The following is a 23,770-nucleotide window of genomic DNA, read 5'->3' as shown; positions in this document are numbered from 1 at the left end:
ATTCCAAAAATATTTAAAGCGGCGGCGCCCGGCCGCCGCTTGCTGAACCCCTTGCATCAGCGGTCCATGGCGCTCCCGCCGCCGGTCCAAGCTGAAATTTGGCAAGTACATGCCAATTCTTGGCGCGTTCAGCATACAATGCGGATAGTCACTTGACACAGCGCCGCATCGCGGCGGATATCAATGAGCATAGCCCCGGGTCTCGGAATCAATATCTCAGTAATGACGGCTGCGTTTTCAGCGGATGCCCTCTTGAGCGCGTTGCTGGTTTTTCTTTGGCTGATGCAGCCGAAGGAAAAGCACGCTTTATTCTGGGGTCTGGGACAATTCGCGGTCATGGCCGGTGGAATAGTGTGGTTTTTAGGCGCTGGTCAAATCCCCGATCTGATACGTTTGCCGGCATGCGCGACCCTGCTCTCCATCGGCATGGCGGGTTATTGGAGCGGCACCCAATTCTTTACAGGCGCATTGCGCCGATATCATATGCGCTGGATAATGCCGGTCCTCATATTAATGAGCGCCGGTTTTTCTTTATTATGGTATTGGAATCAGGCTTGGCTGGTGCCAGGCAGCGCCATTGCGCTGGGCGTCGTCATGGCTTGGGCCGGAAAGCGTTTATTCGACGAGCAAAAACGTTATCGCTTGCTGGGCGTGACTTTAATGTTGCGGGGCGGATTTAATATCCTCAGCGCGATCGCTCTGGATGAGAATTCATATTTGTTTTGGTTCGCCGGAACCACCATCTTGAAAGCATTGTCGATGGTGGGATTAATCTATGCGGTGCAGGATGAAATCCGTCAGCGTTATATCAACACCATCGATAGCCTGAGTCACGGATTTTTAATTCGCGACCGGCGCGGGTTTGTACATGTCGCCAACGAGCGCTGCGCGAAATTGTTGGGCCTTCACAGTCCCGCCGACCTGATCGGCCGCCACGTCAGCGATTTGCTGCCCGGCCTGAGCCGGGAAATGGCCGACGAATATTTCAGCCGTTTCGACGCTCCCGGCGTCAAATTCCCGATCAGCGACACCGCCCTGTTCAAATTACATAACGGTACTGAACTGCCGGTGGAGTTGCTGGGATCGCCGTATATCGAGCGCGGCCGGATGTACTGCATGGTACAACTACTGGACATCACCGAACGCAAGCGGAAGGATGACTTGCTGCGCCAGGCGGCCCGCATCGATCCCATCACCGGCTACTGCAATCGCCACGCGCTGGCCGCGGGGCTGGCCGAGGAGGTGGCGCGGGCGGCGGCGAGCGGGCGCGAATGCGCGGTGCTGTTCATCGACCTGGACAAGTTCAAGCGGGTCAACGACTCCTTCGGCCACGCCGCCGGCGACGAATTGCTGCGCGACGCCGCGCATCGGCTGCACAGCTTGCTGCTGCATGCCGATATCCTGGGCCGCTTCGGCGGCGACGAATTCATCATCGTCCTGCCCGACCTGGCGCCCGGCACCGGCGCGCGGGCGGCCGGCGATTGCGCCAGGGAGGTCATCGCCGCCATGGGCGAGGGCTTCGAGCTGTCCCGTCACGCGATCACGATCTCCGCCAGCATCGGCATCGCCTGTTATCCGCTGCACGGCGGCGATGGCGACGCGCTGTTGCGCAACGCCGACATCGCCATGTACGAGGCCAAGAAGGGCGGACGCGGCGACTGGCGCTTCTTCAACGACGCCATGAACGCCGCCGCCAAGGACGCGCTGGCGATCGACGGCGCCTTGCGCTGCGCCATCGAAGACCGCGAGTTCCGGCTGGTGTACCAGGCGATCACCGACGCCCATACCGGTAAGCTGACCAAGGTGGAGGCGCTGCTGCGCTGGAAAAGCGCGCTGCTGGGCCAGGTTCCCCCCGACCGCTTCATCGCGGTGGCGGAGGACAGCGGCATGATCGTCCCGATCGGCACCTGGGTGCTGCGGCAGGCATGCCGGCAGGTGGCGTTGTGGCGCGACGGGGTATTGGGTGAAGTCACCATTAGTATCAACGTGTCGGCCTTGCAGTTGGCGGATCCGGGATTCGTCGCGCTGGTGCGCCAGGCGCTGGCCGACAACGGGCTGGAGCCACACCAGCTGGAGCTGGAATTGACGGAACGGGTGTTGATCGACGACGCCGGCGGCGTGCACGCGATGCTGGAGCAGCTGCGCGAGCTGGGTGTCGGCATTTCGCTGGACGACTTCGGCACCGGCTATTCGTCGCTGAGCTACCTGACCCAGTTCCACCTGAATACGCTGAAGATCGACCGCGCCTTCGTCATGAACATCGAGCATAGCGAGCGCAGCCACAACCTGGTGCACGCCATCATCGCGATGGGCCACAGTCTGGGCCTGCAACTGGTGGCGGAGGGCGTGGAGACGGCGGGCCAGGCCGCGATCCTGGAGCGCATGGGTTGCCACTACCTGCAGGGTTACCACATCTCCCGGCCGATTCCGCCGGACGAGCTGCTGCGCTTCGCCATCGAGCGGCCCGCGCCGGCCGCCTCGGTTATTTAGCGGTGGCGGCAGCGGCCTCGGCCGCCGTCGGCCGCTTCACCGCCGCCTCGTCGCTGTCGAGGATCCAGATGCGGTCGACATAGCCCATCGCATCCACCGTGTAATTGACCACGATATCCTTGCCGCGCAGCGCGGCCGGCATCTCGATCATATTGTCCTGGTTGAAGATGCGCGAGGCCGGCGACAATTGCCGCGCCTTGCCGTCGATCGTGATATCCGGCGCATAGCCGGGCGTCATCTTGCCGCGCAACGCCTGCGGCGGGAACGGCCGGTCGATGGCCAGCGCGGGGAGGGCGGTCAGGGCGGCAAAAAACAGCGCGATCCAGCGAGACGGCATGGCGACTCCGTAGCGAAAAACGCCAGCTTACCGCAACTGCCGCGCCTCGGGAGTATTGCGCCAGAAAAACACATAAGGAATCACGGCGGTGCCGAACACCGCCACCACGGCGGTGATGTACATCGTCTGCCACGAGAGTTTCGGCAGCGCTTCGTTCAGCAGCCGCAGCCAAGGCAACTTGTGTACCACCACGATGGCGGCGTAGGCCAGCAAGGCCAGCGCCAGCCACTCGAGCGCGCGCAGCTGGCGATAGGGAAGGCCGGGCCGCTGCGCTGCTTGGGTGCTGGTGTGCATGTTGTTCATGGAATCTCCTTGTTACCCCCATGCTATGGACTTGCGCCGGCGCGGTCCGTGCGCTGACGTACTGTTGTCATGTCACCAAGTTGTCATGGTCGCGTCATCGCCGGGTCACATGCTGTTTCTACAATCTTGCTAGTTGAAATTCCACCAACCCTGCAAGAAAGAAGAACAATCATGCAACAGCGCTTCCCACTGAAACCTTTGTGCCTGGTCGTCCTGCAAGCACTGGCCATGCACGCCTACGCCGCGCCGGCCGACGCCAGCGATGCGGCCGACGACAGCAGTGTCGCCGGCGCCGCCGTCGGCCCTATCCAGACGGTCGAAGTCACCGGCCGTGGCCAGTCGCGCCAGGTGCAGAACATCAGCAAGGCCGATCTGGCCGAAGCGCTGCCGGGCACCAGCCCGCTGAAGGTGCTGGAAAAACTGCCGGGTGTGAACTTCCAGTCCGCCGACCCGTTCGGCGCCTACGAGTGGTCGACCCGCTTCAGCATCCGCGGCTTCAACCAGAACCAGCTGGGCTTCACGCTAGACGGCATCCCGCTCGGCGACATGACCTACGGTAACAACAACGGCCTGCACATCAGCCGCGCCATCTCGTCGGAAAACATCGGCAGCGTGTCGGTGTCGCAAGGCGCCGGATCGCTGGGCACCGCTTCGACCAGCAACCTCGGCGGCACGGTGCAGTTCTTCACGCTGGCGCCTTCCGACGAGCGCGGCCTGACCTTCGCGCAAACCTTCGGCAGCGATTCGACCTCGCGCACCTTCGCCCGCGTCGACACCGGCCTGCTGAACGGCGTGGTCAAGGCCTACCTCAGCGGCACCCGCCAGCGCACCGACAAGACCAAGGGCGCAGGCGCGCAGGACCAGGACCAGATCAACTCGCGCTTCGTCTTCAATTTCGGCGAAAACAACAGCCTGACCGGCTTCTTCAACCATTCCGACCGCAAGGAAGTCGATTACCAGGACGTGTCGCTGGAAATGGTGCGCCGCCTGGGCTACGACTGGGACAACTACCAGCCGGACTGGCAGCGCGCGGTCAACGCCGCCAAGGGCATCTACACCGGCGGCGTCAACAGCCTGGACGACGCCTACTACTCGGCCGGCGGCCTGCGCAAGGACACGCTGGGCGGCCTGACGCTGGACCTGGCCCTGACGCCGAGCTTCGGCCTGAAGACCACCATCTACCACCACGACAACAAGGGCCAGGGCCACTGGTACACGCCGTACGTCGCGACCAACGCCGCCAACCCGATCTCGCTGCGCACCACCGAGTACACCATCGGCCGCGACGGCGTCACCAGCGACCTGACCTGGGACCTGGGCAGCCACACCGTCAACGCCGGTCTGTGGGGCGAGCGCAACAACCACACCGCCAGCCGCAACTACTACGCGGTCACCGGCCCGGCCGACACGATGTACTACCTGACCAATCCATTCGCCACCGACTGGAAGCAGAACTTCATCACCACCACCTCGCAATACTACCTGCAGGACACGATGAGCCTGATGGACGGCAAGCTGAAGATCAACGCCGGCTTCAAGTCGATGGAAGTCAACATCAAGGCCACCAACATCGTCGGCACCCGCGCCGCCGGCGAGCTGACCGCCGAGAAGAAATTCCTGCCGCAGGCCGGCTTCAACTACGCCATCACCAGCGACGACGAAGTATTCGCTTCGGCGTCGAAAAACATGCGCGCGCACCAGCCGGGCGTGACCGGTCCGTTCTCGCAGACCCAGGCGGCCTACAACGCCGGCGTCGCCAACCTGAAGCCGGAAACCTCGACCAACGTCGACCTTGGCTACCGCTTCAAGCGCGCCAACATCCAGGGTTCGCTGGCGGTGTACAACGCCGACTTCGACGACCGCCAGCTGAGCGTGGCGACCTGTGCCGGCATCGTTGGCTGCGCCTCGACCTTCGTCAACGTCGGCAAGGTGTCGACCAAGGGCGTGGAAGCGATCGCGGTGTGGAAGTTCAACCGTGAAATCAGCTGGTTCAACTCGGCCACCTTCAACGATTCCAAGTACAAGTCGAACTACATGGACGGCACCACGCTGGTCGCGGTCAGCGGCAAGGAAGTGGTCGACGCGCCGCGCACGCTGTTCAACACCGAGCTGTCGTACGACAGCGGCGCCTGGTTCGCGCGCGTCGGCGGCAAGCACACCGCCAAGCGCTACTACACCTACCTGAACGACGGCGGCGTGCCATCGTTCTGGCTGGCCAACCTGTCGGGCGGCTACAAGCTGAAATCGATCGGCTTCGTCAAGGACCTGACGCTGCAGGTGAACGTCACCAACCTGTTCGACAAGCAGTACATCAGCTCGATCGGCACCAACGGCTTCCAGGCCAGCGACGTGGCCGGCACCGCGCAAACGCTGCTGACCGGCGCGCCGCGCCAGTTCTTCGTCACGCTGAACGGCAAGCTGTAAGCGCCTGTTGCACGGATCACACACCCTCTCATGGCGCCCTAGCTCCGCGCTCCTGATAGTTGCATACTGGCTAGCCCAGAGCAACTCTCAGGAGCACCGCCATGAAATGGTTTTATGATCTGAAAATCGCCACAAAACTGATCGTTTCCTTTGGTGTAGTGCTACTGCTGACGCTTGCAATGGGCGTCAGCAGCATTTATTCGATGAGCAAGGTCAACCAGGCCTCCACCGACATCGCGGAAAACTGGATGCCGAGCGTGCGCGCCGTCATGGACCTGCGCACCGACGTGGGCGAGCTGCGCCGCTGGGAGCTGGCGCACATGCTCAACGAGGGCGAGCAGGCCAAGGCCGATTACGAGAAACGCATGGAGGCCTCGCTGGCCACCATGAAATCCCACCGCGAGGTCTACGACAAGCTGATCTCCAGCGCGGAAGAAAAAAACCTGGCGGCGGAATTCGACAAGAACTGGACCGTCTTCATGGCCGATCACGCCAAGATGATGGCGCTGTCGCGCGCCAACCAGGTGGCCGAGGCGCGCGCGCTGGCCAGCGGCAGTTCGGCCAAGACGCTGGGCGACATCAACACCATCGTCAACAAGCTGGTCACGCTCAACACCGACGGCGGCGACGCCGCCAGCGACGCCGCCACCGTCACCTACAACAGCGCGCGCATGACCGCCGTCATCCTGCTGGCGCTGAACATCGGCATCGGCATGGCGCTGGCGCTGTGGATCGCCCGCATCGTCTCGGCGCCGTTGCAGGAAGCGCTGTCGCTGGCGCGCGACGTGGCCGGCGGCGACCTGACCCGCGACATCGACGTCAAGACCGCGTGCGAAACCGGGCAGCTGATGCAGGCGCTGAAGGACATGACCGGCAACCTGCAGACCCTGGTCAGCCAGGTGCGTCACGGCACCGACACCATCGCCACCGCGTCGGCGGAGATCGCCAGCGGCAACCAGGACCTGTCCTCGCGCACCGAGGAGCAGGCCAGTTCGCTGGAGGAGACGGCGTCGTCGATGGAGGAGCTGACCTCGACCGTCAAGCAGAACGCCGACAACGCGCGCCAGGCCAACCAGCTGGCGCAATCGGCGTCCGGCATCGCGGTCAAGGGCGGCGATGTGGTGGGACAGGTGGTCGGCACCATGGCGTCGATCAATGAATCGTCGCGCAAGATCGTGGACATCATTTCGGTCATCGACGGCATCGCGTTCCAGACCAATATTTTGGCGCTGAACGCGGCGGTCGAGGCGGCGCGCGCGGGCGAGCAGGGCCGGGGTTTCGCGGTGGTCGCGTCCGAGGTGCGCAACCTGGCGCAGCGCTCGGCGGCGGCGGCCAAGGACATCAAGGCGCTGATCAACGATTCGGTGGAGAAGGTGGAGGCCGGCTCGTCGCTGGTCAACGAGGCCGGCAACACCATGAACGAGATCGTCGCCAGCATCACCCGGGTGACCGACATCATGAGCGAGATCACTTCGGCCAGCGTGGAGCAGAGCGCGGGCATCGAGCAGGTCAACACCGCGATCGTGCAGATGGATCAGGTGACGCAGCAGAACGCGGCGCTGGTCGAGGAGGCGGCCGCCGCGGCGGAATCGATGCAGGAGCAGGCGAGCAAGTTGAGCGAGGTGGTCAGCGTGTTCAAGTTGCTGGCGACGGGCGCGGCGCCGGCGTCGCGGCCGGTGGCGCGGCGCCCGGCGATGGCGCCGAAGATGACGGCACCGGTCCGCGCCGGCGCGCGTCCCGCCGTGGCCGCACGCGCGGCCGCGCCGCAGGCCTTGAAGTCGCCGGCCAGGCAGGCGGCCAGCGACGAGTGGGAAGAATTCTAGGTCAGCGCCGGCAACGCCCATCCGCGCCGATCGCGGCATTCACGCCGTTCGGCTCAGCCGGCCGGATCCGTGTGCTCGGGATGGCGCTCGCGCCACGCCTTCAGCGCCGCGCGGTAGCGCTCCAGCTCATCCTGGTACATGTCTTCCACGCAGAAGGTGCAGCCGCTGCTGCAACAGTCGCCGGGCGCCGGCGGCTGCGGCGGCACCGGCTGCGGATCGTCATCGGTCCGGACATCCATCTTACTCACCATCGATAGGCGGCAGCGCCAGCAAGGCCATGTTACGGCCTTTTTCCTTGGCGCGGTACAAGGCGCGGTCGGCCATCTGCACCAGCAGCTCGGGCGAGGTGTCCTCGGCCGGCACCATCACCGCCACGCCGATACTGATGGTCAAGATCCTGAACGGCGACTCGGCATGCGGCAGCGCGCGCCGCGCCAGCTCGGCGCAGATTTCCTCGGCCACGCCGAAGGCATCGGTGGCGTCGGTGGCGGCCGCCAGCAGCGCGAACTCCTCGCCGCCGTAGCGCGCCACCAGATCGCTGGTGCGGCGGCCGTGCGTGGTGATCAGCTCGGCCACCGTGCGCAGCGTCGCGTCGCCGGCCTGGTGGCCGTAGAAATCGTTGTACTTCTTGAAGAAATCCACGTCCAGCATCAACAGCGCCAGCGTCTGGCCGGTGCGCGCGGCGCGGCGCCATTCGGCCTCCAGCGCCAGGTCGAAACCGCGCCGGTTGCCGACCCCGGTCAAGCCGTCGGTGGTGCTGAGCGCGGCCAGCTTGCGGTTCGATTCCTCCAGCTCGGCGGTGCGCGCCGCCACCGTGCGTTCCAGCTGGGCCTGGTGGCGGGTCAGCCGGCGGATGCGGGTCTTGTACGCCAGCACCAGCGCGCCCAGCACCAGCGCCGCGATGCCGGCGCGGAACCACCAGCGCTGCCAGAACGGCGGCGTGATGGTGATCTTCAGCGTCGCCGGTTCCTCGTTCCACACGCCGAGGTGGTTGGCGGCCTTGACGCGGAACACGTACTGGCCCGGATTCAGGTTGGTGTAGCTGGCGCTGCGGTGCGCGGCGTCGGTCTCGACCCAGTCGCGGTCGAAGCCCTGCAATTGGTAGGAATAACGGTTCTCCGACGGTTCGGTGTAGTGCAGCGCGGCGAACTCCAGCGAGAACACCGAGGCCTGCGACGACAGGGTCAGCGCGGTCGGCGCCGTCACCGGGCCCTCGGCCTTGACGTTGGCGCTGGGCTTGCCGTCCTGCAGCGAATGGTTGAACACGGTGATGTCGGTGATCGCCACCTGCGGCGCGACCGAGCTGGTCTTCACGGCCGCCGGCAGCACCGCCGTCATGCCGTGCACGCCGCCGAAGTACAGCACGCCGTCGGCCGCCGCCGCCGAGTTGACGGTGAAGCCCTCGGTCAAGCCGTCCGACGAGGTGAAGTGGCTGACCTTGCCGGTGGCCGGATCCAGCCGGTACAGGCCGGCGATGGTGCTGCACCAGATCTTGCCGTCGGCGTCGTGCTGGATCGACAGGATCTTCGGCGCCCGCATCGGCGCCGCGTACGACTTGAAGCTGACCGCGCCGTCCGGCCCGAACTGCACCAGGTTCAGGCCCTTGCTGGTGCCGACCCAGATCCGGCCCTGCGCATCCTCGTGCAGGCTGGCAACGTTGTCGTCGCTGAGGCTGGCGACGTCGTTGTTGAGGTGGCGGAAGTGGCGGAACTTGCCGCTGGCCTGGTCCAGCAGGTCGAGCCCGCCGCCGTTCCATTCCGAGCCGACCCAGACCCGGCCCTGGCGGTCCTCCAGCACCGCCGAGCTGCCGTTGACGCTGCGGCTGCCCGGATCCTGCGGATCGTTGTAGAAGATCTTGCGGGCGTCGCTCTTGATCTCGTAGCGGATCAGGCTGTTGCCGGTGGCCAGCCACAGCACGCCGCCGGCGCCGGGCGCGATGGCGTTGATGTAGTCGCTGGCGGTGTTGCCGAAGTGGATGGCCTGGAACGGCGAGTCCGGCGTGTCCAGCCGGTTCAAGCCGTTCGACGTGCCCAGCCACAGCGGCCCCTTGCCGTCGTCGTCCTGGTACATGCTGTAGACGATCGAATGCGACAGCTTGCCCGGCGTCTTGTCGTCGGCGCGGTAGCTCTTGATGACGCTGCCGCTGGCCGGATCGTACAAGCTCATGCCGACGTTGCCGCCCAACCAGACGCGGCCGTTCGGCGCGCGGGCCAGGCTCAGCAGCGCGTTGCTGGCCGGCGCCGAGCGGCTGTCGATGCGGAACGGCACGTGGCGGGTGAAGCCCTCGCTCGACAGGTTGGCCAGGCTGATGCCGTCGGTGAAGGAGGCGATCCACAACATGCCGCCGCGATCCTGCATCACCGCGCGCAGATTGTCGCCCGGCAGGCTGTACGGATCGTCGGCGGCGTGCACGAACTGGTCGAACTCGCCGCCGGCCTCGTTCCAGCGCAACAGGCCGGCCGACAGCGTGGTACACCACAGCACGCCCTTGTTGTCGATGTTGAAGTTGGTGATGCGGCTGTACGGCGAGACGATGGCCTTGCGCGTGTCCCAGTCGCTCTTGCCGTCCCAGCGGATCACGCCCGACTCGGTGCCGATCCACAGCGCGCCGCCGTTGTCGAATTGCAGCGCGCGCACGATGTTGACGCGCGCGTCCGGCTTCGGCGCCGGATCGACCTGGTGGTGCTTGAACACCTTGGCGCCGGGCGCCAGATAGTCCAGGCCGCCGGGCCAGGTGCCGACCCAGACGCCGCCTCCGGCGTCCAGCGCCAGCGCGTTCAGGTCGTTGCTGGCCAGGCTGCCGGGATCGGCGTCGTCGTGGGCGTAGACGGTGAACTTGCCGCTGGCCGGATCGAAGTGCTGCAGGCCGCCCCAACTGCCGACCCACATCCCGCTCTTGCCGTCGGAAATGATGTTCTTGATGATGCGGTGGTTCTTCGGCGGTTTGCCGGGCGGCGCGAACACGGTGAAGTTGTTGCTCTCCGGGTTGAAGCGCGCCAGCCCGTTCTGGGTGCCGGCCCAGATGCGGCCCTGCTGGTCCTCGAAGATGGCCGAGACGCGGTCGTGCGGCAGGCTGTGCTCGTCGTTGGGATTGTTGATGTACTTGACCGCCTGGTAGCCGTTGTAGCGGTACAGGCCGTTGGTGTGGGTGCCGACCCAGACGTAGCCCTTGCGGTCCTGCAGCAGCGACAGCATCGACGGTTCGTCGCCGCCCAGCGGCCCGAGCTTCTTGAAGCGCAGCGACGGCGCCGGCGCGGCGGACGCGTCCAGCAGCGTCAGCAGCAGGGCCAGCAGAGGGAGGATCGACAGAAAGCGGCGTATTACCGGCGAAAGCAGGTGCATGAGGGAGTATCCGATGACAGATCGGCTATTATACATGCCAATGATGCAATGGTTTCCATATTAAAGCTGCTGGTTTTTAGCGCAGTTGCCGTAAATTAGGGTATAGTTTACGGCGCTTCATTGTCTCTCTTTCTGTGACGGCGTACTTTTTTCAGCCCCGTCACTCTTCAGCAAACACTATGTCCGACACCGAGATCATTACCCCGTCCATTCCCGAGCAGGTCGCCGCCGAGCCCGTCGCCGCCGCTCCGGCCCAAGTCCGTTTCGCCGATTTCGGCCTGTCGCCGGCCATCCTGCGCGCGCTGGACGACCAGGGCTATGTGCATCCGACGCCGATCCAGGCGCAAGCGATTCCCGTGCTGCTGCAGGGGCGCGACGTCATGGGCGCGGCCCAGACCGGCACCGGCAAGACCGCCGGCTTCTCGCTGCCGATCATCCAGATGCTGCTGGCCCACGCCAGCGCCAGCACCTCGCCGGCGCGGCATCCGGTGCGCGCGCTGATCCTGACCCCGACCCGCGAACTGGCGGTGCAGGTGGCCGAGAACGTCAAGGCCTACGCCCAGCATACGCCGCTGCGGTCGACCGTGGTGTTCGGCGGCATGGACATGAAGGGCCAGACCATCATCCTCAAGGCCGGCGTCGAGATCGTCATCGCCACCCCGGGCCGTTTGCTGGACCATATCGAACAAAAGAACATCAGCCTCGGCCAGGTGCAGATGCTGGTCATGGATGAAGCCGACCGCATGCTGGACATGGGCTTCCTGCCTGACCTGCAGCGCATCATCAACCTGCTGCCGAAGCAGCGCCAGAACCTGATGTTCTCGGCCACGTTCTCGCCGGAGATCAAGAAGCTGGCCAACACCTTCCTCAACGATCCGATCACGATCGAAGTCGCGCGCAGCAACCAGACCGCCGACAAGGTCACGCAGATCGTCTACAAGGTGGCGGAGAATCAAAAACATGCGCTGACCGCGCACCTGCTGCGCCAGCGCGAGCTGAAGCAGGTGATCATCTTCTCCAACACCAAGATCGGCGCCTCGCGCCTGGCCAAGGGGCTGGAGCAGGAGGGCATGAAGGCGGTCGCGATCCACGGCGACAAGACGCAGCAGGAACGCATGGCCGCACTGGACGCGTTCAAGAAGGGCGAGATCGACATCCTGGTCGCCACCGACGTCGCCGCGCGCGGCCTCGACATCACCGACCTGCCGTGCGTGATCAACTACGACCTGCCGTACAACGCCGAAGATTATGTGCACCGCATCGGCCGCACCGGCCGCGCCGGCGCCTCCGGCGACGCGCTGTCGATCTACTCCGACAAGGACGAGCGGCTGCTGGTCGACATCGAGAAGCTGATCAAGCAAACCATCACCCGTGGCGAGCTGGGCAACTTCAACCCGGCGCCGAGCTTCGCCGACGAGCGCGGCGAACGCCGTCCGCGCCGCACCGAAGACGCGGCGCCCGGCCGCTCCGCGCCGCCGGCCCGTTCCGGCGAACGCGATCGCAGCGAACGCGGCGAACGTCCGCCGCGCGCGGCCGGCGCACCGTCGTCGTACGGCGGCGGCCGTCGCGAAAAAGTCGACCCGTGGTTCCTCAAGCCGTACGAGCCGGCCAAGGCCGCCGCGCCGGCGCCGGCCGCGCTGGGCGCCGCTTCCACCAAGCCGAAGCAGAAAATCGCCTTCCTGCTGGGCGGCGCGCCTAAATCTTGAGTCCGGACGCGGGCCGGACGGTCGACGCCGACCGCCTGCTGTTCCTTGATGGCCTGAGGGCGCTCGCCGCGCTGTGGGTGCTGTTCGGCCACATCTACCTGTTCGCGATCGGCTGGCAAGCCCAGACCGCATGGGCCGCCTTGCCGCTCAACCTGCTGATGTATATGCACCTGGGGGTCGATGCCTTCCTGGTGCTGTCCGGCTATTGCCTGGCGCTGCCGGTGGTCCGCAATGGCGACCGCATCGGCGCCGGCCTGCCATCGTTCTTCGTGGCGCGCGCCTTGCGCATCCTGCCGCCCTACCTGGCCACGCTGTTCCTGATCCTGCTGGTCAACTGCTTCGTGCCGCTGGCGGCCTGGGGACGCAACGACCTGGGCCTGACCGCCACCATCTCCAGCCAGGTCTGGTGGAGCAATCTGCTGCTGCTGCAAGACCTGTACGGCCAGTACAACACCATCAACGGCCCGTTCTGGAGCATCGCCTGCGAATGGCATTTGTATTTCGTCTTCCCCTTGCTGATCTGGCTGCTGCGCCGCTTCGGCCTGGGCGCGCTGATGGCCTTGAGCCTGGCCGCCGCCTGGGGCTTGACGGAGCTGTCGTCGCGCTTCCCTCGGCTGCCGCTGGACGCCTCGGTGCCGCAACCGCCGTTCTTCATCGCGCTGTTCGCGATGGGCATCGCGGCCGCCGCGCTGGCGCATGGTGCGGCGTTCGCCGCGCTGCGCGCGCGCTGCCGGCGCGGCGCCTGGCTGATCGCGGCGCTGTTGCTGGCGCTGCTGGGCGGCGTGCTGCACCACTACCGCATCGTCGATGTGGCGGGGGCGATCCGCTTCGGCCAACATTATCCGCTGATCGATCCGCTGGCCGGCGCCTTCACGGCGGCGCTGCTGGTGGTGCTGAGCGGACTGGCGCCGGGCCGGCGTCCGCGCGCCGTGCTCGAGCGGCGCTGGCTGGTCGGCATCGGCGGCTTCTCGTATTCGCTGTACCTGATCCACGTGCCCATCGTCGCCGCGGTGTACACCGGCCTGCAGCAATTGCCGGCCTACGCCGGCCTGGGCGCGCTGCGGCAATTCGCCGCGCTGGCCTTGCTGGCGGCGCCTGCCTGCATCGCCTCCGCCTACGCCTTCGCCCGCGTGTTCGAGCGCCGCATTCGCTGGCGGCCGGCATCGATGGTGGCGCGGCGGGCCTGAGCCCACATCGGCGCCGGCGATGCTGTATTATGCGATTCGCTAACATTTATTTATTAACCATGAAACTGGCGCCCACCTACCTGCTGCTGGCCCTGATCGCCACGCTGTTCAACATCGCGGTGCAGGATCTGTGCATCCGCGTCTACGACGGCCCCTACGGCGTGCTGCTGGCGGCCTGCGGCGGCACCGGCGCCGGCCTGGTGCTCAAGTATCTGTTGGACAAGCGCTACATCTTCCGCTTCCGCGCCGACAGCGTCAGCCACGAAGGCCGGGTGTTCCTGCTGTACACCGTGGCCGGCCTGGCCACCACCGTGATCTTCTGGAGCTTCGAGTTCGGCTTCGACTACCTGTTCGACAGCCGCACGGCGCGCTACACCGGCGCCGTGCTGGGCCTGGCCATCGGCTATCTGTGCAAATACCAGCTGGACCGGCGTTACGTGTTTCTCGCGGCGGCCTGATGCGCATTCACGGCTGGGGACGCTATCCGGTGGCCGAAGCGCGCGTGCTGGCGCCGGCCACCGCGACGCAACTGGCCGGCGCGCTGGCGGGCGCCGGCGAGCCGCTGATCGCGCGCGGCCTCGGCCGCAGCTACGGCGACAGCGCGCTGGCGCCGCTGGTGCTCGACAGCGCGCCGCGCCACCTGCTGCTGGGCTTTGACGAGCACAGCGGCGTGCTGCGCTGCGAAGCCGGCGCCACGCTGGCCGACCTGATCGCGGTGCTGCTGCCGCGCGGCTGGTTCCCGCCGGTGACGCCGGGCACCCGCTTCGTCACCGTCGGCGGCGCCGTCGCCAGCGACGTGCACGGCAAGAACCACCACATCGACGGCTGCTTCAGCCGGCACGTGCAGGAACTGGAGCTGATGCTGGCCGACGGCCGGGTGCTGCGCTGCTCGCCGCTCGAACATCCGGAACTGTTCCGCGCCACCTGCGGCGGCATGGGCCTGACCGGCGTCATCCTCACCGTCACGCTGCGCATGCGGCGCGTCGCCAGCGCCTATATCGAGCAGACCACCTTGCGCGCCGGTTCGCTGGCCGAGGTGCTGGAACTGTTCGAGCGGCATCGCGGCGCCAGCTATTCGGTGGCCTGGATCGATTGCCTGGCGCGCGGCGCCAGCCTGGGCCGCTCGCTGCTGATGCTGGGCGAGCACGCGGCCGATGGCGGGCTGGCGCCGCTGCCCGGGCGCAGCCGCACGCTGCCGGTCGACCTGCCGCCGCAACTGCTGAACCGTCATTCGATCGGCGCCTTCAACGCGCTGTACTATTACCTGCCGCGCCAGGCGCGCCAGCGGGTGCATTACGCGCCGTACTTCTATCCGCTCGACGGCCTGCTGCACTGGAACCGGCTGTACGGCAAGGCCGGCTTCGTGCAATATCAGTTCGTCATTCCGCGCGCGGCCGGCGCCGCGCCGCTGGCGGCGATCCTGGAACGCATCGCGGCGGCCGGGCGCGGCTCGTTCCTGGCGGTGCTGAAAAGCTTCGGGCCGGCCAACGACAACTACCTGTCCTTCCCGCTCGAAGGCTATACGCTGGCGCTGGACTTCAAGCTGGAGCCCGGCCTGTTCGCCATGCTCGACGAGCTCGACGCCATGGTGCTGGCCGCCGGCGGCCGGCTCTACCTGGCCAAGGACGCGCGCATGAGCGGCGCCACCTTCCAACGCAGCTATCCGCTGCACACCGCATTCCAGCACGTGCGGCGCCAGTACGGCGCCCTGGGGGCGTTCGCCTCCCACCAATCCAACCGACTCGGACTCTGACTTCATGCAAAAAATCCTCATCATCGGCGCCACCTCCGCCATCGCCGAAGCGACCGCGCGCCGCTTCGCCCAGCGCGGCGACAGCCTGTACCTGCTGGCCCGCAACGGCGAGCGGCTGGACGCGCTGCTGGCCGACCTCAAGCTGCGCGGCGCCGCCGCCACCGCCGGCGCGCGCTTCGACGCCAACGACCATGAACGTCACGCCGCCGTCATCGAGCAGGCCGCCGCCGCCATGGGCGGGCTGGACGCGGTGCTAATCGCGCACGGCACGCTGCCCGACCAGCAAGCCTGCCAGGCCGACGCCGCGCTGGCGCTGCGCGAGATCGGCACCAACGCGCTCAGCGTGATCGGCCTGCTGACGCACGTCGCCAACCGCTTCGAGGCGCAGCGCGCCGGCGTCATCGCCGTGATCGGCTCGGTGGCGGGCGATCGCGGCCGCCAGTCCAACTATGTGTACGGCAGCGCCAAGGGCATGCTGGCGATCTTCCTGCAGGGCCTGCGCAACCGGCTGCAAAAAAGCGGCGTGCACGTGCTGACCATCAAGCCCGGCTTCGTCGACACGCCGATGACGGCGGCCTTTCCCAAGGGGCCGCTGTGGGCCACGCCGGAGCAGGTGGCGCAGGCCATCGTCAAGGCCATGGACCAGCGCCGCAACGTGCTGTACACGCCGTTCTTTTGGTGGGGCATCATGGCCATCATCCGCGCCGTCCCCGAGGCCATCTTCAAAAAACTGAGCCTGTGATGCGGCCGGGCATGCAATCGGCGCTGGCCGTGCTGCTGGCGCTGCTGGGTGTCGCCGGCATGACCGTGGTCTATCTGCAACTGGCGGTCGACACCGAATTTTTCTTCAGCTCGGACGCGCTGTACCTGCCGACACTGTACGACAACGTGATCGAGCAGGGCGGCCGGCTGAAGCGCTGGTACCTGACGCCGGCGCCGTACTTCTTCCCGGACTGGCCGCTGTACTTCGGCCTGCGCTGGCTGGCCGGCACCACCTTCCACGCGATGGCGGCGCTGATGGCGGTGCAGGCGCTGGCGTTGTGGGGACTGGCGGCGCTGCTGGCGCGCCGCGCCATGGCGTGGACGCCGGCGCTGGCCGGCGCCACGCTGGCCACGGTCGCGGTATGCGCCGCCGCCGCCGGCGGCGCCTTCCCGTACGCCTACGTCATGCTGGGCTCCTATCACTTCGGCACTTTCCTGCTGGTGCTGGCCGGGTTGCTGATGCTGTTGCCGCTGTTGGCCGAGCGCCCCGTGACGCGCGGCGCGCAGGCCGGACTGGCGCTGCTGGTCGCGGTCACGGTGCTATCGGACCGCCTGTACGGCTTGCAGTTCGTGCTGCCATCGCTGGGTCTGCTGGTGCTGATGCGCGCGCGCGTGCCGCACTGGCGCCGGCTGTGCGCGGCGCTGCTGGCCGGTTGCGTGGCCGGCGTGCTGCTGTACAAATTCAAGCTGCTGGTGCCGAACAGCGTCAGCATGCCGTGGAAGCTGGCGCCGGCGCGGCTGGGCGTCAACCTGGGCGACCTGCTGGCCATGTTCGACACGCTGCGCGCGCAGTGCGCGCCGCTGGCCTGGTATTGCGCGTTGTATTACGCGCTGCTGCTGACGCTGGCGCCGGGTACGCTGCTGAACCGAGGCCGCTGGCGCCTGGCCGGCCTTGAAGCGGCGTGGCTCGGCATGTTCAGCCTGTGCGGCACCGCCGGCCTGCTGCTGGTGATGGCGATCTCGTCGGCGCCGGCCACCACCCGCTACCTGATCCCGGCGGCGCTGCTGCCGCTGGTGCTGGGGCCGCTGCTGCTGGCGGCGCAATGGCCGCGCCGCGCCGCCGCGCACGGCTATCTTCCGCTGACGCTGGCCGCGCTGCTGGCGCTGTGGCCGCTGGCCGGCAAGGTGGCCGCGTCCGGCCCGCTGCGCCAGGCCTACTATCCGGAGACCGTGGCCTGCGTCGACCGGGTGCTGGCGCTGTATTCGCTGCAGCACGGCTACGGTGGTTACTGGGACGCCGGCTGGCTGGCGATGCACAGCCGGCAGCGGCCGACGGTGGCGCCGGTCAAGGCCGACCTGGCGCCGTTGAAGTGGATCACCACCCTGGACAACTTCCGCGACAACTACGATTTCGCGCTGGTGGCCGCCGACGCGGCCGACGGCGAGCGGCCGCAACCGTCCCTCGTCACCGCACGCAGCGGCGCGCCGCAGGCGGCGGTCACCTGCGGACCGTTGCAGGTGCTGGCCTATCCGAGCGGCGGCCTGCGGCTGCAGGGCGGCGCGCCATGACGCCGGCGCGCCCGCTGCGCATCGCCGGCGCCGCGCTGGCGGCGCTATGCCTCGGGCTGACGCTGCTGGCGTCGGCGCTGTGGTATCTGCAGCTGAAGGGCGACCTGGCGCTGCTGTTCCACTCCGACACCGACTTCCTGCCGGCGCTGTACCGCGACCTGGTGGAGCAGGGCGGCAAGCTGTCGCACTGGAACCTGACGCCGGCGCCGTCGTTCTTCCCGGACTGGCCGCTGTTCTTTCTGGCGAACTATGTCGGCGGCGACTTCTTCCATGCGCTGCCGCTGTTCTTCGTGCTGCAAGGCCTGTTGTTGTTCCTGCTGTCGCTGGCGCTGCTGCGCCGTGGCATGGCGACGCACCAGGCGATGGTGGCGGCCGGCTGGGCCTGCGTGCTGCTGTTCAGCTGGGCGATGGACGGCATGGTGCCGTACAACTATTTTTATCTGAGCGGCTTCCATTGCGGCGTGTTCCTGCTGCTGTTGCTGTCGCTGCGCCTGCTCGACCAGGACCACGGCCACGACCGCGCGCGCCGCGTGCACTGGCCGCTGGCGCTGGTGGCGCTGCTGGCCACCGTATCGGACCGGCTGTACCTGCTGCAGTTCGCGCTGCCCGCGCTGGCCACGCTGTGGCTGCTGGACCGGCGCGGCGGCCGGCCGTGGAAGGCGGCGTGCGCCGCCATCGTGCTTGGCGCGCTGGCGGGAATCCTGCTGTACAAGGTCAAGTGGCTGGTGGCGCATCCGCTGCGGCTGCCTTGGGGCGTGTCGCCGGCGGCGCTGGCGCAGAACCTGCCGGCGCTGGCGCAGATGCTGGGCGAATCCTGGCGCGAGTCGCGCGCCGGCACGCTGGGGCTGGCGGCCTACTACACGGCGCTGACGCTGCTGTTGCCGGGCACGCTGCTGGGGCGCGGCTGGCGTATCGCCGATCCGGCGGCGGCGCGCCTGGCGCTGTTCAGCTGGCTGTCGGCCGCCGCCTGCCTGGCGGCGACGCTGGTGTCGACCAATCTGTTCACGGTGCGCTATTTCATTCCGGCCTACGTGTTGCCGTTGCTGGCCGGCCCGGCGCTGCTGTACCTGCTGCTGCCCGAGCGCCGGCGGGTTTGGCTGACGCTGGCGTTGCTGGCGGCCACGGTATGGCCGACGCAGGCGATGCTGCGGCCGGCGCTGCGCGATGTCGCGCTGGTGCAGCCGGCGTATTATCCGCCTGAGGTGGCGTGCATGGACCAGGTGATCGCGCACTACGGCTTGCGGCATGGTGTGGCGAGCTATTGGGACGCCAAGCGGGTCGGCATGTTGAGCCGCCATCGCCCGCAGATCGCGCCGTACGACCAGCAACTGCGGGCGTTCCACTGGATCACCAGCGAGAAGGTGTTCCGCGCCAACTACGACTTCGCGCTGGTGCGCCACGCCGAAGGGCTGGACCTCGACACGCTGATCCGGCTTAACGGCACGCCGGCGGCACGCGTCGATTGCGGCATCTTCGAGGTGGCGGTGTTTCCCGGCGGTGGCTTGCGGCGCGGTTTCATGCCCTGAGCGGCGTCAGGTCGCGGCCCAGAAAATGGCCGCGAACAGCGCGCCGACCACCAGGCTGGCGCGGTCCTTGAGCGCGAACACCACCGGATCGTCATGCATCTGGCCGCGATGGGTCAGCATCCAGGTGCGGGTGACCCAGAACAGCAGCAGCGGGCAGGCCAGCCAGATCAGCTGCGGCTGGCGGTACAGCGACACCGTGGCGCGGTCCTGGGTGTACAGCGCCAGCACCAGCACCGCCAGATAGCCGGACGCCGCGCCCAGCGAGGCGATCATCTCCAGGTCGCCGGGGAAATAGCCGCGGCCGCGCGCCTGGCCCTGGTCGCCGCGATGGCGCGCCTCGCGCAGTTCGGCGTAGCGCTTGACCAGCGCCAGGCTGAGGAACATGAACATCGAGAACGCCAGCATCCAGAACGTCAGCGGCACCGCGAAGGCGGCGGCGCCGGCGATCAGGCGCAGCGTGTACAGCCCCGCCAGCGTGATCGCGTCGAGCGCCATCACCCGCTTCAGCGTCAGCGAATACGCCAGCGTCAGCGCGTAGTAGCCGAGCAGCACGGCGCTGAATTTCCACGGCAGCAGCCACAGCGCGATGGCGAACGCGACCGCCAGCAGCAGCGGCGCCAGCGCCACCCCGGCCAGCAGCGGCAGCGTGCCGGCGGCGAACGGACGCCGCCGCTTGCTGCGATGGTGGCGGTCGTCGCCGACGTCGAGCAGATCGTTGAGCAGATAGACGCTGGAGGCGCACAGGCTGAAGCACAGGAACGCCAGCGCGCCGGCCGCCAGCCTGGCCGGATGGTCGAGCACGTGGGCCGCCAGCAGCGGCAGGAACAGCAGCAGGTTCTTGGCCCACTGGTGGGCGCGCAGCGCCTGGAACAGCGCGCGCAGGCGTGCGCCGCCGGACGGGGGCGGCAATAGCTCGGCGACGTTGCCGTGCGCCTCGGCGCGCCGTTGCAGCGCGGCGCCGGCGTTCACCACGTAGGCGCGGCGCGCCGTGGCCCACACCGCCAGGTCGTCGGCCGAATTGCCGGCATAGTCGTAGCCCTGGTGGCCGTAGCGCTGCAGCAGGCTGTCGCGCTTGCGTCCGGCCGACAGGTTGACGCCGTTCTCGGTGGCCAGCACTTCATCGAATAGTTGCAAATGCGCGGCGACCCGCTCGGCGTACAGCCGGTGGCTGGCGGTGGCCAGCACGATGCGCCGGCCCAGCGCGCGTTCGCGCGCGATCAGCTCCAGCACGCGGCCATCGTAAGGCAGGGCGGCGACGTCGATGTCGGCCGCCTCGGCCAGACGCTGCTTCAGCGCGGCCTTGCCGCCGCCCAGCCAGGCCAGCGGCGCCAGCGCCCGCAACGGCTTGGCGCGGGCGTGGGCCAGCGCCGATTCCACCAGCAGGTCGGAGCGCAGCAGCGTGCCGTCGAGGTCGACGACCAGCGGCACCGGATCCGGCACCGGAGCCGGCTCGATCACAGCGCTGCGCGCAGCGCGTTCAGCACGCGCTCCTGTTCCTCTTCCAGCCCGACCCACAGCGGCAGGCGCAGCAGGCGGTCCGACAGCGTGTTGGTGTGCGTCATGTCGCCGACGTGGCGGCTGTGCTTGACCCCGTACGGCGCGCTGTGCAGCGGCACGTAGTGGAACACGCAGCTGACACCCTGTTGCTTCATGGCGGCGATCACCTTGGTGCGCTGCTCCAGCGAGTCGAGCAGGATGTAGTACATGTGCGCGTTGTGGCTGCAGTCGGCCGGCACCACCGGACAGCGCAGCAGACCGTCGGCCTCCAGCGGCGCCAGCGCCGCGTGATAACGGTCCCACAGCGCCAGCCGGCGCGCGGTGATGTTGTCGGCCTCCTCCATCTGCGCCCACAGGAAGGCGGCGATCACTTCGCCCGGCAGGTAGGACGAGCCGATGTCGACCCAGGTGTACTTGTCGACCTGGCCGCGGAAGAACTGACTGCGGTTGGTGCCCTTTTCGCGGATGATCTCGGCGCGCTCGGCCAGCGCCGGGTCGTTGACCAGCAGCGCGCCGCCTTCGCCGGCGATGATGTTCTTGGTCTCGTGGAAGGAATACGCGCCCATGTGGCCGATGGTGCCCAGCGCCCGGCCCTTGTAGGTCGACATGATGCCCTGCGCCGCGTCCTCGATGACGATCAGCTGGTGGCGCGCGGCGATCTCCATGATGGTGTCCATCTCGCAGGCCACGCCGGCGTAGTGCACCGGCAGGATCACCTTGGTGCGCGGCGTAATCGCGGCTTCGATCTTGCTCTCGTCGATGTTGAGCGTGTCCGGGCGGATGTCGACGAACACCGGCACCGCGCCGCGCATAACGAAGGCGTTGGCGGTGGAGACGAAGGTGTACGACGGCATGATCACCTCGTCGCCCGGCTGCAGCTCGGCCAGCAGCGCCGACATCTCCAGCGCGGCGGTGCAGGAGTGGGTCAGCAGCGCGCGCCGGGTGCCGGTGCTGCGCTCGATCCAGGCGTGACATTTCTTGGTGAACTGGCCGTCGCCGGACAGGTGGCCGTTGGTGTGCGCCTGGGCGATGTACCACAGCTCGCGGCCGGTCATGAAGGGTTTGTTGAACGGAATGGGATTCATGCGGGATCTCCTTAGCCTTGGGCGGCGACGATGGTGCCGATACAGATCAGCGCCACCCCGGCCATGCGGGTGACGGACAGCGGTTCATTGAACAGCCACGCGCTCAGCAGCAGCACGATGACGAAATTCAGCGCCATGAACGGATAGGCGTGGCTCAGTTCGAATTTGGTCATCGCGCCCATCCACGAAATCGAGGCCAGGAAGGCGGCGGCGAAGGCGGCCACGATCCACGGGTTGAGCAGCAGGCGCACCAGGAACATCAGCTTGTCGCCGCCGGCGTCCGGCAGCGCGCCGGCCTTGGCCACCTGCATCTTGATGGCGATCTGGCCGAACACGGTGAGGAAAATGGTCATGGCGATGTACAGGTAATTCATGGTGCGCTCACTTTACGATGCGGTGATAGATATCTTGCGGATGGCGGAACGAGAAGCCCTGGGTGGCGTACAAGTTCAGCACCGCCATGTTGCCGGCCGAGATGGAACTGGTGACCGTCGGGTGGCCGGCGTTGAACAGCTCGACGATCACCTGGCGCCACCAGTACTTGGCCAGGCCGCGGCCGCGGTAGGCCGGCGCCACCGCGTGCAGCACCAGCGCGTTGCCGTGGTAGCCGATGAAGCCGGCCAGCGCGCCCTCGGCGAACAGGCCGTAGACCTGGCCGGCGGCGGCCAGCTGGCGCAGCCAGTTGTCGTAGCGCAGCGTGGCGCCGGCCGGATCGATCTGGAAGTCGCGGTGGAAACGGCCGTGCGCGAAGGCGCCGTGGCAGATCGCCAGCGCGGCGTCGAGCTCGAACTCGCGGCCGATGGCGACGATTTTGGCGGCGGTCGACATATTGTGGCCGTCCAGCGGCTTGAGCGGACGCAGCTGCTCGCGTCCGGCCACGGTTTCCAGCAGCGTGTCGGTGTAGTAGAAGCCGCGCTCGTGCAGCGCGCGCTTGTCGGCCAGCGGATCGAGCTTGATGGTCTGGTGGCCGGGCGTGGCGTCGGCCGCGTCCAGCGCCGCCGTGCTGTATTCGGTCAATTCCCAGGCCGGCATGCCGAAGGCGGCCTGGTCCCATGGCGCGGCCTTCAGCAAATCACTCATCGGCCATCTCCTGCGCGTTCGGCGTCAGCCGGCGCACGATGTACAGCGGACGCTTCTTGGTCTCGTCGAAGGCCTTGCCCAGGTAGACGCCCATGATGCCGAGGATGCCGATGATCAGGCCGCCGATGAAGTACAGCGAGACGATCAGGCTGGACCAGCCGGGAATCGGCGAGCTGTGGATCATGGAACGGATCAGGAGGAAGGCGCCGAAGCCGAGCGACACCGCCGCCATCGACAGGCCCAGCCGCGCCGCGATGCGCAACGGCTTGTCGGAGTAGGCGATGATGGTGTCGGCCGCCAGCTTCCACAGCTTGGCGAAGGTGTAGGTCGACTTGCCTTCGGCGCGCTCGGCGTGCTGCACCTGCAGCCCGGTGGTGGGGAAGCCCATCCACTGCACATGGCCGCCGAAGAAGCGCAGCTGCTCGCGCATGCGGTTGAAGTTCTTCACCACCTGGCGCGACATGATGCGGAAGTTGCCGCTGTCGCCGCTGAAGTCGATGTCGGCCAGATAGCTGAACAGGCGGTAGAACAGCCACGAGGTGAAGCGCTTCAGCGGCGGATCCTGGCGCTGGCCGCGCAGCGCCAGCACCACGTCGTAGCCTTCCTGGGCCTTGTGGTACAGGCGCGGGATTTCCTCCGGCGCGTCCTGCAGGTCGCAGTCCATGACCACCACCCAGTCGCCGCGACACTGGTCGAGGCCGGCGGTGATGCCGTAGTGCTGGCCGAAGTTGCGCGAGAACTGCAGCCCGACCACGCGCGGATCGGCCTCGGCCAGGCGCTCGATCACCTGCCACGAGCGGTCGCCGCCGCAGTCCTCGACCAGCACGATTTCGAAGTTGGTGCTGACCGTCTCCAGCGCGTCGCGCAAGCGGGTGTACAGCTCGTCGAGCATTTTTTCGGCCTTGTAGACCGGGATCACGACCGAGATCAAAGGTGTTGCCTGCAT

General features: G+C 67.2%; 20 protein-coding genes. 11 read left to right on the top strand and 9 right to left on the bottom strand.

Translation table 11 applies throughout. The features are described 5' to 3' along the window. Window positions 1–152: 152 nt before the first annotated feature. Entirely contained in the window at window positions 153–680 is a 528-nt protein-coding gene (locus tag GW587_RS31430; protein WP_229259565.1) for a hypothetical protein, read from the top strand. 64 nt (window positions 681–744) lie between these two features. Then, window positions 745–2,490: a putative bifunctional diguanylate cyclase/phosphodiesterase gene (locus tag GW587_RS20190; RefSeq protein WP_229259563.1), complete on the top strand. Its 1,746-nt coding sequence runs from the start codon at window positions 745–747 to the stop codon at window positions 2,488–2,490. On the opposite strand, the gene GW587_RS20185 is transcribed toward GW587_RS20190, so the two are convergent. Beyond that, window positions 2,483–2,827 (bottom strand): hypothetical protein, encoded by a 345-nt coding sequence (locus GW587_RS20185; RefSeq protein ID WP_166106400.1) that lies wholly within the window; start codon window positions 2,825–2,827, stop codon window positions 2,483–2,485. The genes GW587_RS20190 and GW587_RS20185 overlap by 8 nt on opposite strands. A 27-nt stretch (window positions 2,828–2,854) precedes the next feature. Continuing rightward, entirely contained in the window at window positions 2,855–3,130 is a 276-nt protein-coding gene (locus GW587_RS20180; RefSeq protein WP_166106399.1) for a divalent metal cation transporter, read from the bottom strand. 171 nt (window positions 3,131–3,301) lie between these two features. Here GW587_RS20180 and GW587_RS20175 point away from each other — a divergent pair, with 171 nt between their 5' ends. After that, window positions 3,302–5,554, top strand: coding sequence for a TonB-dependent receptor (locus GW587_RS20175; protein ID WP_166106398.1), 2,253 nt, complete (start codon window positions 3,302–3,304; stop codon window positions 5,552–5,554). Between the two features lie 101 nt (window positions 5,555–5,655). Further along, on the top strand, window positions 5,656–7,377 hold the full coding sequence (locus tag GW587_RS20170) for a methyl-accepting chemotaxis protein (protein ID WP_166106397.1): 1,722 nt from the start codon (window positions 5,656–5,658) through the stop codon (window positions 7,375–7,377). Between the two features lie 53 nt (window positions 7,378–7,430). Here the strand turns inward: GW587_RS20170 and GW587_RS20165 are convergent, their stop codons facing one another. Next, entirely contained in the window at window positions 7,431–7,616 is a 186-nt protein-coding gene (locus GW587_RS20165; RefSeq protein WP_166106396.1) for an oxidoreductase-like domain-containing protein, read from the bottom strand. Between the two features lies 1 nt (window position 7,617). After that, window positions 7,618–10,719, bottom strand: coding sequence for a ligand-binding sensor domain-containing diguanylate cyclase (locus GW587_RS20160; RefSeq protein ID WP_166106395.1), 3,102 nt, complete (start codon window positions 10,717–10,719; stop codon window positions 7,618–7,620). Window positions 10,720–10,898: 179 nt separating this feature from the next. Between GW587_RS20160 and GW587_RS20155 the strand changes: the two genes are divergently transcribed. The 7 genes from GW587_RS20155 to GW587_RS20125 are packed head-to-tail and all read left to right on the top strand — an operon-like array spanning window position 10,899 to window position 19,162. Further along, window positions 10,899–12,425: a DEAD/DEAH box helicase gene (locus tag GW587_RS20155; RefSeq protein ID WP_166106394.1), complete on the top strand. Its 1,527-nt coding sequence runs from the start codon at window positions 10,899–10,901 to the stop codon at window positions 12,423–12,425. Beyond that, entirely contained in the window at window positions 12,422–13,612 is a 1,191-nt protein-coding gene (locus tag GW587_RS20150; RefSeq protein ID WP_166106393.1) for an acyltransferase family protein, read from the top strand. The genes GW587_RS20155 and GW587_RS20150 overlap by 4 nt, the downstream gene beginning before the upstream one ends. 59 nt (window positions 13,613–13,671) lie before the next feature. Then, on the top strand, window positions 13,672–14,070 hold the full coding sequence (locus GW587_RS20145; protein WP_166106392.1) for a GtrA family protein: 399 nt from the start codon (window positions 13,672–13,674) through the stop codon (window positions 14,068–14,070). Continuing rightward, window positions 14,070–15,365 carry an FAD-binding oxidoreductase gene (locus tag GW587_RS20140; RefSeq protein WP_166106391.1) on the top strand — a complete coding sequence of 432 codons (1,296 nt, stop codon included), beginning with the start codon at window positions 14,070–14,072 and terminating at the stop codon, window positions 15,363–15,365. The genes GW587_RS20145 and GW587_RS20140 overlap by 1 nt, the downstream gene beginning before the upstream one ends. 4 nt (window positions 15,366–15,369) lie before the next feature. Then, window positions 15,370–16,107: an SDR family oxidoreductase gene (locus tag GW587_RS20135; protein WP_166106390.1), complete on the top strand. Its 738-nt coding sequence runs from the start codon at window positions 15,370–15,372 to the stop codon at window positions 16,105–16,107. An 11-nt stretch (window positions 16,108–16,118) separates the two neighbouring features. Then, complete coding sequence (locus GW587_RS20130) at window positions 16,119–17,636, top strand: hypothetical protein (protein WP_166106389.1); 1,518 nt, start codon at window positions 16,119–16,121, stop codon at window positions 17,634–17,636. Next, window positions 17,633–19,162, top strand: a complete 1,530-nt coding sequence (locus tag GW587_RS20125) for a hypothetical protein (RefSeq protein WP_166106388.1) — start codon at window positions 17,633–17,635, stop codon at window positions 19,160–19,162. The genes GW587_RS20130 and GW587_RS20125 overlap by 4 nt, the downstream gene beginning before the upstream one ends. Before the next feature lie 6 nt (window positions 19,163–19,168). Here GW587_RS20125 and GW587_RS20120 read toward each other — a convergent pair whose 3' ends face one another. Genes GW587_RS20120 through GW587_RS20100 form a run of 5 tightly spaced genes read right to left on the bottom strand, consistent with a single transcriptional unit; the run spans window position 19,169 to window position 23,770 of the window. Continuing rightward, window positions 19,169–20,620 (bottom strand): UbiA family prenyltransferase, encoded by a 1,452-nt coding sequence (locus GW587_RS20120; protein WP_371875627.1) that lies wholly within the window; start codon window positions 20,618–20,620, stop codon window positions 19,169–19,171. Beyond that, window positions 20,617–21,744: a dTDP-4-amino-4,6-dideoxygalactose transaminase gene (rffA, locus tag GW587_RS20115; protein ID WP_166106387.1), complete on the bottom strand. Its 1,128-nt coding sequence runs from the start codon at window positions 21,742–21,744 to the stop codon at window positions 20,617–20,619. Before rffA ends, GW587_RS20120 begins: the two co-directional genes overlap by 4 nt. 11 nt (window positions 21,745–21,755) lie before the next feature. Next, entirely contained in the window at window positions 21,756–22,118 is a 363-nt protein-coding gene (locus tag GW587_RS20110) for a DMT family transporter (protein ID WP_166106386.1), read from the bottom strand. A gap of 7 nt (window positions 22,119–22,125) precedes the next feature. Further along, window positions 22,126–22,824 carry a GNAT family N-acetyltransferase gene (locus tag GW587_RS20105; protein ID WP_166106385.1) on the bottom strand — a complete coding sequence of 233 codons (699 nt, stop codon included), beginning with the start codon at window positions 22,822–22,824 and terminating at the stop codon, window positions 22,126–22,128. Further along, on the bottom strand, window positions 22,817–23,770 hold the full coding sequence (locus tag GW587_RS20100; protein WP_166106384.1) for a glycosyltransferase family 2 protein: 954 nt from the start codon (window positions 23,768–23,770) through the stop codon (window positions 22,817–22,819). Before GW587_RS20100 ends, GW587_RS20105 begins: the two co-directional genes overlap by 8 nt.

The organism is Duganella aceris (assembly GCF_011090165.1).
Taxonomy (GTDB): Bacteria; Pseudomonadota; Gammaproteobacteria; order Burkholderiales; family Burkholderiaceae_D; genus Rugamonas; species Rugamonas aceris.
Note: the sequence above shows the minus strand (reverse complement) of the source record. Positions and strands in the feature narration are given on the sequence as shown.

Coding starts and splice junctions, on each gene's coding strand:
- GW587_RS20185 (WP_166106400.1), bottom strand. CDS start 2,827: ATGCCGTCTCGCTGGATCGCGCTGTTTTTTGCCGCCCTGACCGCCCTC.
- GW587_RS20180 (WP_166106399.1), bottom strand. CDS start 3,130: ATGAACAACATGCACACCAGCACCCAAGCAGCGCAGCGGCCCGGCCTT.
- GW587_RS20175 (WP_166106398.1), top strand. CDS start 3,302: ATGCAACAGCGCTTCCCACTGAAACCTTTGTGCCTGGTCGTCCTGCAA.
- GW587_RS20170 (WP_166106397.1), top strand. CDS start 5,656: ATGAAATGGTTTTATGATCTGAAAATCGCCACAAAACTGATCGTTTCC.
- GW587_RS20165 (WP_166106396.1), bottom strand. CDS start 7,616: ATGGATGTCCGGACCGATGACGATCCGCAGCCGGTGCCGCCGCAGCCG.
- GW587_RS20160 (WP_166106395.1), bottom strand. CDS start 10,719: ATGCACCTGCTTTCGCCGGTAATACGCCGCTTTCTGTCGATCCTCCCT.
- GW587_RS20155 (WP_166106394.1), top strand. CDS start 10,899: ATGTCCGACACCGAGATCATTACCCCGTCCATTCCCGAGCAGGTCGCC.
- GW587_RS20145 (WP_166106392.1), top strand. CDS start 13,672: ATGAAACTGGCGCCCACCTACCTGCTGCTGGCCCTGATCGCCACGCTG.
- GW587_RS20140 (WP_166106391.1), top strand. CDS start 14,070: ATGCGCATTCACGGCTGGGGACGCTATCCGGTGGCCGAAGCGCGCGTG.
- GW587_RS20135 (WP_166106390.1), top strand. CDS start 15,370: ATGCAAAAAATCCTCATCATCGGCGCCACCTCCGCCATCGCCGAAGCG.
- GW587_RS20130 (WP_166106389.1), top strand. CDS start 16,119: ATGCAATCGGCGCTGGCCGTGCTGCTGGCGCTGCTGGGTGTCGCCGGC.
- GW587_RS20125 (WP_166106388.1), top strand. CDS start 17,633: ATGACGCCGGCGCGCCCGCTGCGCATCGCCGGCGCCGCGCTGGCGGCG.
- rffA (WP_166106387.1), bottom strand. CDS start 21,744: ATGAATCCCATTCCGTTCAACAAACCCTTCATGACCGGCCGCGAGCTG.
- GW587_RS20110 (WP_166106386.1), bottom strand. CDS start 22,118: ATGAATTACCTGTACATCGCCATGACCATTTTCCTCACCGTGTTCGGC.
- GW587_RS20105 (WP_166106385.1), bottom strand. CDS start 22,824: ATGAGTGATTTGCTGAAGGCCGCGCCATGGGACCAGGCCGCCTTCGGC.
- GW587_RS20100 (WP_166106384.1), bottom strand. CDS start 23,770: ATGCAGGCAACACCTTTGATCTCGGTCGTGATCCCGGTCTACAAGGCC.